The organism is Amycolatopsis sp. NPDC059657 (assembly GCF_042734395.1).
Classification (GTDB): Bacteria; Actinomycetota; Actinomycetes; order Mycobacteriales; family Pseudonocardiaceae; genus Amycolatopsis.
Genome location: NZ_JBHWEB010000023.1, coordinates 96887 through 109719 on the forward strand (window position 1 = coordinate 96887; position 12833 = coordinate 109719).

Annotated in this window: 9 protein-coding genes and 1 pseudogene; 5 read left to right on the forward strand and 5 right to left on the reverse strand. The window is 66.4% G+C overall.

The window, feature by feature from the left end; all coding sequences use genetic code 11:
- Window positions 1-171 precede the first annotated feature (171 nt).
- Together ACFV15_RS15585 and ACFV15_RS15590 are read left to right on the forward strand one after the other, a co-directional pair.
- Window positions 172-1539: a PQQ-dependent sugar dehydrogenase gene (locus ACFV15_RS15585; RefSeq protein WP_378351116.1), complete on the forward strand. Its 1368-nt coding sequence runs from the start codon at window positions 172-174 to the stop codon at window positions 1537-1539.
- 50 nt (window positions 1540-1589) lie between these two features.
- On the forward strand, window positions 1590-3041 hold the full coding sequence (locus ACFV15_RS15590; RefSeq protein ID WP_378351117.1) for an alpha/beta hydrolase: 1452 nt from the start codon (window positions 1590-1592) through the stop codon (window positions 3039-3041).
- A 153-nt stretch (window positions 3042-3194) separates the two neighbouring features.
- Here the strand turns inward: ACFV15_RS15590 and ACFV15_RS15595 are convergent.
- Together ACFV15_RS15595 and ACFV15_RS15600 are read right to left on the reverse strand one after the other, a co-directional pair.
- A pseudogene (locus tag ACFV15_RS15595) lies at window positions 3195-4316 on the reverse strand (Hsp70 family protein); the annotation flags it as partial.
- A gap of 69 nt (window positions 4317-4385) precedes the next feature.
- The gene (locus ACFV15_RS15600; protein ID WP_378351118.1) at window positions 4386-6938 is read right to left on the reverse strand and encodes an ATP-dependent Clp protease ATP-binding subunit; all 2553 of its coding nucleotides are present in this window, start codon (window positions 6936-6938) and stop codon (window positions 4386-4388) included.
- 394 nt (window positions 6939-7332) lie between these two features.
- Here ACFV15_RS15600 and ACFV15_RS15605 point away from each other — a divergent pair, with 394 nt between their 5' ends.
- Window positions 7333-8130, forward strand: coding sequence for an iron-sulfur protein (locus tag ACFV15_RS15605; protein ID WP_378351119.1), 798 nt, complete (start codon window positions 7333-7335; stop codon window positions 8128-8130).
- A 21-nt stretch (window positions 8131-8151) separates the two neighbouring features.
- Here ACFV15_RS15605 and ACFV15_RS15610 read toward each other — a convergent pair whose 3' ends face one another.
- The 3 genes from ACFV15_RS15610 to lysS all read right to left on the reverse strand — a co-directional run bounded on the left by ACFV15_RS15610 (window position 8152) and on the right by lysS (window position 11024).
- Window positions 8152-8733 (reverse strand): TIGR03086 family metal-binding protein, encoded by a 582-nt coding sequence (locus ACFV15_RS15610; RefSeq protein WP_378351120.1) that lies wholly within the window; start codon window positions 8731-8733, stop codon window positions 8152-8154.
- A gap of 279 nt (window positions 8734-9012) precedes the next feature.
- Window positions 9013-9360: an Lsr2 family protein gene (locus ACFV15_RS15615; protein ID WP_091288249.1), complete on the reverse strand. Its 348-nt coding sequence runs from the start codon at window positions 9358-9360 to the stop codon at window positions 9013-9015.
- Window positions 9361-9515: 155 nt separating this feature from the next.
- Entirely contained in the window at window positions 9516-11024 is a 1509-nt protein-coding gene (gene lysS / locus ACFV15_RS15620) for a lysine--tRNA ligase (protein WP_378351121.1), read from the reverse strand.
- 92 nt (window positions 11025-11116) lie between these two features.
- Here lysS and ACFV15_RS15625 point away from each other — a divergent pair, with 92 nt between their 5' ends.
- Both ACFV15_RS15625 and ACFV15_RS15630 read left to right on the forward strand, forming a co-directional pair.
- Window positions 11117-11890 (forward strand): class I SAM-dependent methyltransferase, encoded by a 774-nt coding sequence (locus ACFV15_RS15625; protein ID WP_378351122.1) that lies wholly within the window; start codon window positions 11117-11119, stop codon window positions 11888-11890.
- A gap of 2 nt (window positions 11891-11892) precedes the next feature.
- Window positions 11893-12672, forward strand: coding sequence for an SAM-dependent methyltransferase (locus ACFV15_RS15630; RefSeq protein WP_378351123.1), 780 nt, complete (start codon window positions 11893-11895; stop codon window positions 12670-12672).
- The last annotated feature ends 161 nt before the right edge of the window (window positions 12673-12833 follow it).

Consider the following 12833-nt stretch of genomic DNA (forward strand, 5'->3'; position numbering starts at 1 on the left):
CCCCGCCCCAACCCCCGGGCCGCTTCCCCACTCCCGGGCCCGCTCACCCCCCCCCCGTTAGGGGGGGGGGGGCGTGGGGGGGTTTTACACCCCCCCGCAACGCGCACGAGTCCTTGTTAGTCTTAGCCGACTCCGCCGTCGCCCCTGTTGTCTCGACGAAGGCGGATGTTCATGAAAAGAACCTGGGCAATGGTCTGCGCCATACCGCTCGCGCTGGGTGTGCTCACCCCGGCCGAGGCGTTCGCGGCCGATACCACCCCGCCGACCACGCCGACGGGCGTGCAGGTCACCAAGGTCTCGGCGAACAGCATCGCGCTCGGCTGGACCGCGTCCACCGACGACGTGGCCGTGCAGCGGTACAACGTCTATTCGGGCGCCACGCTGGTCGGCTGGTTCACCGGCACGAGCGGCTCGATCGACGGACTGGCCCCGAAAACCGCGCAGACATTCACGGTCCGCGCGATGGACGCCGCGAAGAACCTCTCGCCGGACAGCGCACCCGTCACCGCCACCACGCGGCGCGGCTCGGATGCCGTCGGCGAGGTCACGACGATCGCGCCGGAGACCGACGTGCCGTGGGGCCTCGCGTTCCTGCCGGATGGTTCGGCGCTCTACGGCGACCGCGACGCGCAGACCGTCAACCGCCTTTCGCGTGATGGCAAGACGAAGACCGTCGCCGGAAAGGTGCCCGGCGTCGTCGGGACCAACGGCGAGGGCGGACTGCTCGGACTCGAGCTTTCGCCACATTTCCGTTGGGACCACTGGGTTTACCTCTATCACACGAGTGAGACCGACAACCGGATCGTGCGGATCAAGTACGAGCACGGCGCGCTGGATCTCGCGTCGGAGCAGGTGCTGCTCGCCGGGATCGTGAAGAACAAGTTCCACAACGGCGGCAGGCTGCGGTTCGGCCCCGACGGCAAGCTGTACGCCTCCGTCGGCGACGGCCAGACCATGGCGAACGCGCAGGACGTCAACTCGCTCAACGGAAAGATCCTCCGGCTGAACCCGGACGGCTCACCGGTCGCGGACAATCCCTTCTACGCCATCGGCGGCAACGCCCGCTACGTGTGGAGCATGGGGCACCGCAACCTCGAAGGCCTCGCGTTCGACTCGCGCGGCAGGCTGTGGGAGTCCGAGTTCGGCAACAGCATCCTCGATGAGCTGAACCTGATCGAAAAGGGCGGCAACTACGGCTGGCCCGCCTGCGAAGGCACGGTCGGCGACTGCGCGAACCCGGGGTTCAAGGCGCCCGTCCAGACCTGGAAACCGGTCGACGCGTCACCTAGCGGGATCGCGATCGTGCACGACATCATCTACATGTCCGCGCTGCGTGGTGAGGCGTTGTGGGTCATGAAGATCAACGGCAACACCACCAGCACCCCGGTGGCCTACTTCCACGGGAAGTTCGGCCGCGTCCGCACCGTCGAGCCGAGCCCCGACTGCGGACTGTGGATCACCACCTCCAACGGTGGCGACAAGAACAACGTCCCCGACGACACCAACGCGCAGTTCCTGCACGTCTCACTGGGCCACTGACCTGACGGGGTCACCGGTGCGAGCCGGTGACCCCGTTGATGGGGGTAACCATGTTTCTCCGCCGCTGCCTCGCGGTGCTGACCGCGCTACTCGTCCTCACCTCCGGCCTGCCCGCATGGGCCGCGGCGACCGCGTCGTGGACCGACTGCGGCGATGGCTTCGAATGCACGACACTGCAAGTGCCGCGCGACTACCGGAACCCCTCGCTGGGCACGATCCCGCTCGCGGTGAACCGGCACAAGGCGACCGATCACGCACACCGCGTCGGCGCGCTGCTGGTCAACCCTGGTGGTCCCGGCGGCTCCGGAATCGGCTTCGCCAAACGCCTCCTGCCGCGGTTCCCCGAACTCGCCGCGCGGTTCGACATAGTCGGCTTCGACCCTCGCGGGGTCGGCAAAAGCGGGCAGGTGCAGTGCCTGACCGACGAAGAGACCCGGCAGGCCTTCGAAGACGCGCGGCCGTTGACCTTCGAACGCGGGCAGGCATTCGCCGCGCGGTTCAACGCGGCCTGCCAGGCACGCAGCGGAGCCATGCTGCCGTACATCGGAACCGAGTCCGTCGCCCGCGACATGGACCAGATCCGCGTGGCACTCGGCGAGGAGAAGTTCAACTACTTCGGCGTTTCGTTCGGCACGTTCATCGGCACGGTCTACGCCAACCTGTTCCCCAAACGCATCCGCGTGATGGCGCTGGACGGCGCCTACGACCCCGAGACCTACGCGAACCGGCCGTACAGCTACGACTTCTGGCAGTACGTCGAAATCGAAGGCGCACTCAACCGGATGCTGGACTGGTGCGCTCACGAGGCTTCCTGCCCGTTCGGCGACGGCGACCCGCACGCGGCGTTCGACCGCCTGGTCCGTTCCCTCGACAAGGACCCGGTCCGCGACGCCGACGGCAAGGTACTCGCGAACGGCTCCGTTTTGGCGTACAGCATGATCTTCGAGCTCAACGGCGGCACCTCGGCCTGGCGCAAGCTGGCCACGGAGCTGCAGGAGGCGGCCACCAAGCGCACCGGCGACCTGCTGTACCCGCTCAGCGACTCGTCGAGCTTCTTCGCAGCCAACGTCGCGGTGGAATGCGCCGACCGCGTCTACTCACCGGGCCGCTTCGAGCTCCGCGTCCGCCTCGCACTGGCAGCCGCGGCAGGCCCGCGCCTCGGCCCGATCGCCGCCTACGGCCCGCCCGGCTACGACCACTCCCACGCCAACGCCTGCCAGAAATGGACCGCCCAGCGCGCCAGCCGCTACCCGGGCCCGTGGAACGCACCCGGCTCGGCCCCGATCCTGGTGGTCGGCACCACAGGCGACCCGGACACCCCGTACCGCGACGCCGTCACCCTCTCCCGGACCCTGGACAACGCCCGCCTCCTCACCTTCGTCGGCGAAGGTCACTCCGGCCAGGGCCACAGCGCCTGCGCCCGCGCGGCCATCACCACCTACCTGCTGAACCGCACCCTCCCGGCCCCCGGCACCCGCTGCACCGACAACCCCACCCCCTGACCAGCCCGGATCCAGCTAAAAAAATCCCAATGTGGCTTTGGTCAGCTCTGGAACCCCCAATGTGGCTTTCGTCAGCTCAGAGCTGACGAAAGCCACATTGGGAGGCTGAAACCTGACGAACGCCGCATTGGGATTTTTTTCCCAGGCTCACCAGGGGCGATGGGTGGGCGGGTGCGCCGGAGGCGGGACCGGGGCGAAGGCCGGGACCGTCAGGTCCCCGAAGCCACCGGTCGCCGGAACGTGGTGCAACCCCAGCGCGACCGCCGTTTCGGGTTGGTCTCGGGTGGCGGGCGGAATCCCGATCTGGTGGTGCAGCAGCGAAGCCAGCAGCGGCATCCGGCTCGGCCCGCCGACCAGGTAGACGCCGCCCAGCTGCCGGGGAGTCAGCCCGGCGGCGCGGATCGTCGCCGCGAAAAGCTCCGCGCTGCGCAAGAAACTGGGGCGCACCAACGCTTCCAGCTCCGCGCGGGTGACCATGACGTCCTGGAACGGCTCAGGCATCGGAACGGCCGTTGACGTGTGGCGTGACAGGCTTTCCTTGGCGCCCTTGACGTCCTGCAGCAGCGCACGCCGGTCGCGCCGGTCCGAGGTGCTGACCGGGCGCAGTATTCGCTGCCACTGCTGAGGATCGCGGTGGGAGACCTCGCGGCCGATGTGCATCAACAATGCGTCGTCGATGTCGATGCTGCCCAGATCGGCGAAACCGTCGTCAGCCAGCACCGAGAAGCCGTGCACCACCGCACAGTCGAAGGTGCCGGCGCCGAGGTCGTAGACCGCCAGCGGACCGAGCGGGCGGCCCGCGGTCGCCGAGTAGTGCGCCGCGGCCGCCACCGGCTCGGGGACCAGGAGCATCGTCCCGCCGAAACCCGCCAGCGCGGCGGCTTCGCGGAGCACGGCCTGGTGCGAAGCGCCCCAGCGCGCCGGGTGCGAGATGCGGACCTGACCGGGGGAAAGCCCGCCGAGCGCGCGCTCGGCCTCCTCGCGTACCCGCCGCAGCACGGCGGCGAAAGCGTCGGTGACGCGGACGTCGTGCGTGCCAAGGCGCAGGGTGCCCTCGTCGATGCGGCGCTTCGGGTTGGGTTCGAAGCGGCTCGGGTCGAGCCTGGCCTTGCGCTCGGCCTCGCGGCCGACGACCAGCGTGCCGTCGTCGTTGACGAAGATCGCCGACGACATCGTCATCGAGGCGTCGAATTCGATCGGGCGGGGCAGCTGCCCGCCGACCGCTATCGACGCGACCGTGCTCGAAGTCCCGAAATCGATCCCCAGCACGTCCATGGAATCGATCATACGAAAAGAGCGGCTCCCCTCCGGAAAGGGGAGCCGCTCTTTCAGTGCCTAATGGACTCAGCCTGCTTCGGCTTCGCCCGCGTCGTCACCGCTTGCCGCGATGCTGACCGGCGGGCTGTCCGGGACAGCGGTCGGCCGGGCTTCACCGCGGAAGGTGAACTTCGCCTCGTCGTCCCTGTCCTCGACCTCGCCGCTCCAGCCTTCGACGTCGACCACGATGATCTGGCCCGGCTGGATCTCGCCGAACAGGATCTTCTCGGACAGCTGGTCTTCGATCTCGCGCTGGATGGTGCGACGCAGCGGCCGGGCACCGAGCACCGGGTCGAAGCCGCGCTTCGCGAGCAGCGCCTTCGCCTTCTCGGTGAGCTCGAGCTCCATGTCCTTGGCCTTGAGCTGCTTCTCCACCCTGGTGGCCATCAGATCGACCATCATGATGATCTGATCCTTGGTCAGCTGGTGGAACACGATGATGTCGTCGATCCGGTTCAGGAACTCCGGGCGGAAATGCTTCTTCATTTCCTCGTTGACCTTTTGCTTCATCTTCTCGTACTTCGTGCCCTGGTCATTGCCGGACGCGAAGCCCAAGGACACCGACTTGGAGATGTCGGAGGTACCGAGGTTCGAGGTGAAGATGAGCACCGTGTTCTTGAAGTCGACCGTGCGGCCCTGGCCGTCCGTGAGGCGGCCGTCTTCGAGCACCTGCAAGAGCGTGTTGTAGATCTCCTGGTGCGCCTTTTCGATCTCGTCGAAAAGCACCACCGAGAACGGCTTGCGCCGCACCTTCTCGGTCAGCTGCCCGCCCTCTTCGTAGCCGACGTAGCCCGGAGGGGCACCGAAGAGCCGCGAAGCGGTGTAGCGGTCGTGGAACTCACCCATGTCGATCTGGATGAGCGCGTCGTCCTCGCCGAACAGGAAGGCGGCCAGCGCCTTCGACAGCTCGGTCTTACCGACACCCGACGGGCCCGCGAAGATGAACGACCCGGAAGGCCGCTTGGGGTCCTTCAGGCCGGCACGGGTACGCCGGATCGCCTGGGAGACGGCCTTGACGGCGTCCTCCTGGCCGATGATGCGCTTGTGGAGCTCGTCCTCCATGCGCAGCAGGCGGGTGGTCTCCTCCTCGGTGAGCTTGAACACGGGGATCCCGGTCCAGTTCGCGAGGACCTCGGCGATCTGCTCGTCGTCGACTTCGGCGACGACGTCCAGGTCACCGTCCTTCCACTGCTTCTCCCGCTCACCCTTCTGGCCGAGGAGGGTCTTCTCCTCGTCGCGCAGGCGCGCGGCCCGCTCGAAGTCCTGAGCGTCTATGGCCGACTCTTTGTCCCGGCGCACGTCGGCGATCTTCTCGTCGAACTCGCGCAGGTCCGGCGGAGCGGTCATCCGGCGGATACGCATCCGGGCCCCGGCCTCGTCGATCAGGTCGATCGCCTTGTCGGGGAGGAACCGGTCGTTGATGTAGCGGTCGGCCAGTGTGGCCGCCGCGACCAGCGCCGAGTCGGTGATCGAGACGCGGTGGTGCGCCTCGTACCGGTCGCGCAGGCCCTTGAGGATCTCGATCGTGTGCTCGAGCGACGGCTCGCCGACCTGGATCGGCTGGAAGCGGCGCTCCAGCGCGGCGTCCTTCTCGATGTACTTGCGGTACTCCTCGAGCGTGGTCGCGCCGATCGTCTGCAGCTCACCGCGGGCGAGCATCGGCTTCAGGATCGAAGCCGCGTCGATCGCGCCCTCGGCGGCACCCGCGCCGACGAGCGTGTGCAGCTCGTCGATGAACAGGATGATGTCGCCGCGGGTCTTGATCTCCTTGAGTACCTTCTTGAGCCGCTCTTCGAAGTCACCGCGGTAACGCGAACCGGCGACCAGTGAGCCGAGGTCCAGCGTGTACAGCTGCTTGTCCTTGAGCGTCTCGGGCACCTCGCCCTTGACGATGTTCTGCGCGAGCCCCTCGACGACGGCGGTCTTGCCGACGCCGGGCTCGCCGATGAGAACCGGGTTGTTCTTGGTGCGCCGCGAGAGCACCTGCATCACGCGCTCGATCTCCTTGCCGCGACCGATGACCGGGTCGAGCTTGCCCTCGCGGGCCGACGCGGTCAGGTTGCGGCCGAACTGGTCGAGCACCAGTGACGACGACGGGGTGCCCTCGCCACGGCCGGAGCCGGATTCCTGCGGCTCCTTGCCCTGGTAGCCGGACAGGAGCTGCAGCACCTGCTGGCGGACCCTGTTCAGGTCGGCGCCGAGCTTGACGAGCACCTGGGCGGCGACGCCCTCGCCCTCGCGGATCAGCCCGAGCAGGATGTGCTCGGTGCCGATGTAGTTGTGCCCGAGCTGCAGCGCTTCGCGCAGTGACAGCTCCAGCACCTTCTTGGCACGCGGGGTGAAGGGGATGTGACCGCTCGGGGCCTGCTGCCCCTGGCCGATGATCTCCTCGACCTGCTGGCGGACACCCTCCAGCGCGATACCCAGTGACTCCAGCGCCTTGGCGGCGACACCCTCACCCTCGTGGATCAGACCCAAGAGGATGTGCTCGGTGCCGATGTAGTTGTGGTTGAGCATCCTGGCTTCTTCTTGAGCCAGCACAACCACCCGCCTCGCGCGGTCGGTGAACCTCTCAAACATGTGCACTCCCTCGACTGCTGCGCCGGCGGCCCTAGTCCATCGTCGTGCTTTCACCGCGATGGATTCAGCACCGTAAGACCACTCTAGTAGCCATGTGGTCGCGCTGGCGTACCACTACGGCCCTTTGCGGTCCGTTCACGCCACTCGGATTTCAACCGGGGCGCTCGTCCATCATCCGGTTGACCTGTACCTCTACGTCAACCCTTAACGTGCCGGGTTCACCCACGATTCCGTGCGAGACCCCTTGTCCGCTCAGCGCGAACAGGCGTCCGAGCAGTGAGAATCGCACTCGCTTGGCGGAAACCGGCCTCTTAGGTAAGGTTAGGCAGACCTAAGATATTGGGCTGGTTGGTCACGGAGAGTGGCCATATGGGGTGAACCGAGGGGGCCTGTCGTGTATTCCCAGCGGGCCTCGTGCGGCACCGGTACGGACCCGGATTTCGACGGACTGGCCACCTCGGTCCACCGGATCGAGCGAATCCAGCAGCTCAGCGGCCTCCGTTTCGGCGTGCCGGCCGAACCGGGCTGGCTGCGCTGCGACGACCTGCTCGACGACCCGGAGCGGCTCCGGGCCTGGCAGGGCAAGCTCGCGGCCTGGCTGAGCACGCAGTACGACGAGGTGCCCGCACGGACAGTCGCCGCCTGGATCGCGTCCTGGTACCTGCACGTTCCCGCACGGGCGGCCGCGCTGCTGTTCCATCACGAGCGCCGGGTGCCTGCCTCCCGCCTCGCCTTCCGCCTGTCGGACGACCGTCCGCACCCGGAGGAAATCGCGCTGCTCGGCGAAACCTTCCACTGTCTGCCGGACGACACCGGCGCCGCGCGCCCCGAAGCCACGGTCGTCGCCGACGAGCAGGCGCTCGCGGCCGTGCTGCGCGACGGCTACCTCGCGCACGCCACCCGCTTCATCGGCGCGTACGGGCCGATGAGCCGTCTCGGCACCCGAACGCTCTGGGCGGCCGCCACGGACGCGCTCGACACCGCACTGTGGTCCGCCGGCACGCCGGACGCGGGCGTGGCGGACGCCGCGCTGGTGCTCGGCTCCCGCCACGCGCCACTCACGGCTGCGTCGACACTGCGGCTCGACGGCGCCAACGGCTGGACGCGCCGTCAGGAGAGCTGTTGCTTCTCCTATCTCTTGGCATCGGCCTCCGAGTGCGACGGCTGCCCACGCTCGACGCCGAAGTCCTGAGCGGGCACGACGGTCAGAGGCTCAGGGCCGCCACGCCGGGTCGCGCCCGACGAGGCCCAGCGCGCGGTCCATCGTCGACGCGGAGGCGGGCACAGGCACCTCCGGCCCGAACACGCCCATCGCCCGCGCCTGCTCGGCCATGCCGTCCGCGGCCGCGTACAACGCGGTCGCCGTGTCCTCGTCGATCGTCAGCTCCTGGCCGGTGGCGACGGCGAGGTCCCACCCGTGCAGCGCGAGTTCCGCGAGGACCATTCCGGCGATGACCGAAGCGGGCATCTCGACCGAGCCCATCTTCGACATTCCGTCGAGCGCGCCGGGCCTGCCGAATACGTCGATCAGTTCGTCAGTTTGCTTCTCGAGCGCGGTGGCCCAATCGGACTGGGTCAGGTCATTGTCCGACTCGCCGCCTTCGACGGCGGGCGCAGGCTCCTTGCGCCCGGCGGCGACGAGCCATGGGCCCCAATAAAGAAGGTGGTTCACCAGAGCGCGCACGGTGTAGTCATCGCATGGTGTCCGCTTGGCGAGATCGTCTTCGCGCAGCGCCGCCACGACGGATTTGAACGCGCCCGCGGCGGAGGTCATCGAGAGGTACAGGTCGGCCATGCCCCATTACCGCACACCGGTCGAAGACCTGTCTTGGACAAACGCGTCAGCTATTCGGGTGCCCGATCGATCGGTCCCGATGGCCGAGACCGCCGCGATTCTGTTGTACCGGGTCAATGACGCAGCGCGAGCGGATCATGCGGACCGGGAGATCGATTACACGATTGCCGTGTCATAAAGGCATTCATAACTACGTGACAAAAGACAAGAGGGCCGCCGGGATTGCTCCCCGCGGCCCTCTGGGCTGCCCGATCGCGGCGCAAGCGTGCCGCAGCCGACTCAGTTCTTCTTGTGGTAGGCCTCGACGACCTCGGACGGGATGCGCCCGCGGTCGGAAACCTGGAAGCCGTTCTTGCGAGCCCATGACCGAATGGCCTGGTTCTGCTCACGGTCGACCGTCGCGGGACGGGCGGCCACCTTGGCGGTCGGGCGAATGGCGGCGCGCTTACGGCCACCGGCGCGGCGGGCGTGCTCGACATACTGGGCGAGCGCGTCGCGCAATTCCTCGGCGTTCTCACCGGAGAGATCGATCTGGTAGCTCACGCCGTCCAAACCGAACTCAACGGTCTCTTCCGCTTCCGTGCCATCAAGATCGTCGACGAGAGAGACGAGCACCTTCTGTGCCATCGGTGTTTCCTCCTGCTTGGGGCTTGCTCGAATGATCGGGACGGGGCATGCCCCGGGACAGAAGCCATTGTCTACGACATTAATACCCTCTGCCCCAGGATAACGCAAATCTCGATTGGGGATAGTTGCCGGAACGGATCTGTCACTCCGCCGGGTTATTCAGGCCGAACCTGGGGGAAGAGGATCGTCTCACGGATACCCAGCCCGGTCAGCGCCATCAGCAACCGGTCGATACCCATTCCGACACCGCCGCTCGGCGGCATTCCGTACTCCAGGGCGCGGAGGAAATCCTCATCCAGGCTCATGGCTTCACTATCACCGGCGGCCGCCAGCATGGACTGCTGGACAAGACGCTGCCGTTCCACCACCGGATCCACCAACTCCGAGTACCCGGTGCCCAGTTCGAATCCGCGTATGTAGAGGTCCCACTTCTCCGCAACACCGGGCTGTGACCTGTGCTGCCTGGTCAGCGGCGAGGTTTCGACCGGGAAATCCCGGACAAATGTCGGCTCGTGCAGATGATCGCCGACGAGGTGTTCCCACAGTTCCTCGACCAGTTTGCCGTGGCCCAACTTCGGGTCGACCTCGATGCCGCGCGCTTGCGCGAATGCGTGCAACTTGCCACTCGGGGTCTCGGGAGTGACCTCTTCACCGAGTGCACCGGACAACGAGTCATACATTCGCAACGTCGTCCACTCGCCCGAAAGGTCGTACTCACTGCCATCGGCCAGAGTAACGACCTGAGAACCCAGAACCGACTCGGCGGCTTCCTGGATCAACTCACGGGTCATCACCGCATTGGAGTCATAGGTCGCATACGCTTCGTAGTACTCCAGCATCGCGAACTCGGGCGAGTGGGAAGAGTCGCTTCCCTCGTTCCGGAAGTTTCGATTTATCTCGAAGACCTTCTCGATCCCGCCGACCACACAGCGCTTGAGGAACAACTCGGGCGCGATCCGCAGGAACAACTCCTGGTCGAACGCGTTGGAATGAGTGACGAAAGGCCTGGCAGCGGCCCCGCCGTGCATGTTCTGCAACATCGGGGTCTCGACCTCGAGGAACCCGCGGCGATGGAAGGATTCACGCAGTGAACGGACCACTCCGGCGCGGGTGCGGACCACATCGCGGGCCTGCGGCCGCATGATGAGGTCGACATAACGCTGACGGATGCGGGTTTCCTCCGAAAGGTCCTTGTGCGCTACCGGCAGCGGCCGCAGCGACTTCGAAGTGATCCGCCAGGCGTCGGCCATCACGGAGAGTTCGCCGCGCTTGGAAGTGATGACCTCACCATGCACGAATACGTGGTCACCGAGGTCGACATCGGATTTCCACGCGTTCAACGCGTCTTCGCCGACCTTGGCCAGGCTCAGCATCGCCTGGAGCTGGGTGCCGTCACCTTCCTGAAGGGTGGCGAAACACAGTTTGCCCGTATTGCGCATAAACATCACCCGGCCGGTCACCCCGACGATCTCACCGGTGGCGACGTCGACGGGAAGATCGGAATGCGCGGCGCGCACCTGCGCCAGTGAGTGCGTTCGGGGGACCTCGACCGGGTAAGGATCGATACCCTCCGCGATTATCCGGTCGCGCTTGTCCCGGCGCACCCGCATCTGTTCGGGCAGGTCGTCTTCGGGCGCGTGTTCGGACACGGGGATTTCGGTCATGGGTATAGCGTACGAACACGTCACTCGGCTACGCCAACCGGATTACCTCTATGCGGCCACAGGCTGCCGCGAATTGGTGTAATACCGGTCGCATGGGCAACGAGTCGACCCCTATATCCGACGAACTACGGGCCAAGCGGGCCACCTCCTTTGGTGGAGCTGCCGCCGCCTACGCCGAGCACCGGCCCGATTACCCGGTTTCCGCCGTGCGCTGGGGACTGTCCGGTGCGGTGAAAGCGCCGGTAAACGTACTGGACCTCGCCGCGGGCACCGGAAAACTGACCACGACGCTGGTTGAACTGGGGTTGACGGTCACCGCGGTCGAACCCGATGAACAGATGCTGGCGGAACTCCGCCGCCGTCTTCCGGCGATAACCGCTCTTGATGGGCATGCCGAGCGGATTCCGCTCGGAGCGGCCTCAGTGGACGCGGTTTTCGTCGGCCAGGCCTTTCACTGGTTCGATACCGGGCCGGCACTCGACGAGATCTCGCGAGTACTGCGACCTGGCGGTGTTCTGGTTCCGCTTTGGAACTACGACGATCTGTCAGTGCCCTGGGTGTCCGAATTCGGCGAGCTGCTCGGTACGCCGACTGGCCGGACATGGGCGGCGGCCGCCGCAGGATTACCCGATCACCCCGACTTCGCCCCCTCCGAACAGGAAACTTTTCGCCATAAGCAGCGTCGCACCGCGGAAAGTCTCGTGCGGACGCTCGGCACTCATTCACATGTGCTGGCCGCGCCGAGTGAGAAAAGGGCGGCGATACTCCGAACGGCGCAAGAGTTCCTGGCGAGCAGGCCCGAAACGGCGTCCGGCGAATTCGACCGGCCGATAATCGTCACCGCGTTCCGCGCCAGGAGGCGATGACCATGGTGGACAAGAATTGGACAAAGATCTTCACGGACGGATTCCGCGGACCGGCCTCCCCAGGTCACCATCGGATCTGGGCGGAGGTCTATGGCGACGAATACCCGGCGGCCTTGGACACCCACAGCTACATCACGGTGAGCGAACTCGACCGAATGGCCGAAGATTGCCGGCTTTCAGCGGGTGACCGGCTGGCCGATATCGGCTGTGGCCGAGGTGGACCCGGCATTTGGCTGGCCGCTCAGTGTGACGCCGAGCTCATCGGAATCGACATCGCCGAGACGGCACTCGAAGCCGCCCGCGAGAAGGCCCGGACTTTCGGACTGGCCGATCGGGCCACATTCCGGCTCGGCTCGTTCACGGATACGAATAGTGCAACTGGCAGCCTGCAAGCCGTTATGAGTATCGACGCACTGCTGTTCGCACCTGACAAAGCCGAAGCGCTGGCCGAACTGGCCAGGATCACCGCTCCCGGCGGACGGCTGCTGCTGACCACCTGGGATTACCACACCCAGCCGTACGGACGTCCGCCCCAGTTGTCGGATCATCGGCCGGTCATCGAAGCAGCGGGCTTCTCAGTACTTACTTATGCCGAAACCGACCAGTGGCGTGAACGCCAATACCGCACCAATGTCCTCATGATCGAGTCCGTCGAGGAACTCGCCGCCGAGGACGGCCGAGATCCCGCCGAACTGCTCGCCGGACTCAAGGAGATGCAGGCCACCAACGACTGCATGAGCCGCCGCGTCTACGCGGTCGCCGAGCGCCGAAAAGACTCGTGAGTGTTGCGGCCGGTTCTATTGAGAGGAAAGCCGACCATGGCGTACCCCAGGGCAGCTGGGTGAGGGCCTCCCTCACCCAAGGCCGGGCCACGCGCGTGGTGCGGGCGAGCCTGCCGAGAGAGGTCGTGAGTGGTACGGCCGGTTAGAACCGGCCATACCCC

Coding starts and splice junctions, on each gene's coding strand:
- ACFV15_RS15585 (WP_378351116.1), top strand. CDS start 172: ATGAAAAGAACCTGGGCAATGGTCTGCGCCATACCGCTCGCGCTGGGT.
- ACFV15_RS15590 (WP_378351117.1), top strand. CDS start 1,590: ATGTTTCTCCGCCGCTGCCTCGCGGTGCTGACCGCGCTACTCGTCCTC.
- ACFV15_RS15600 (WP_378351118.1), bottom strand. CDS start 6,938: ATGTTTGAGAGGTTCACCGACCGCGCGAGGCGGGTGGTTGTGCTGGCT.
- ACFV15_RS15610 (WP_378351120.1), bottom strand. CDS start 8,733: ATGGCCGACCTGTACCTCTCGATGACCTCCGCCGCGGGCGCGTTCAAA.
- ACFV15_RS15615 (WP_091288249.1), bottom strand. CDS start 9,360: ATGGCACAGAAGGTGCTCGTCTCTCTCGTCGACGATCTTGATGGCACG.
- lysS (WP_378351121.1), bottom strand. CDS start 11,024: ATGACCGAAATCCCCGTGTCCGAACACGCGCCCGAAGACGACCTGCCC.
- ACFV15_RS15625 (WP_378351122.1), top strand. CDS start 11,117: ATGGGCAACGAGTCGACCCCTATATCCGACGAACTACGGGCCAAGCGG.
- ACFV15_RS15630 (WP_378351123.1), top strand. CDS start 11,893: ATGGTGGACAAGAATTGGACAAAGATCTTCACGGACGGATTCCGCGGA.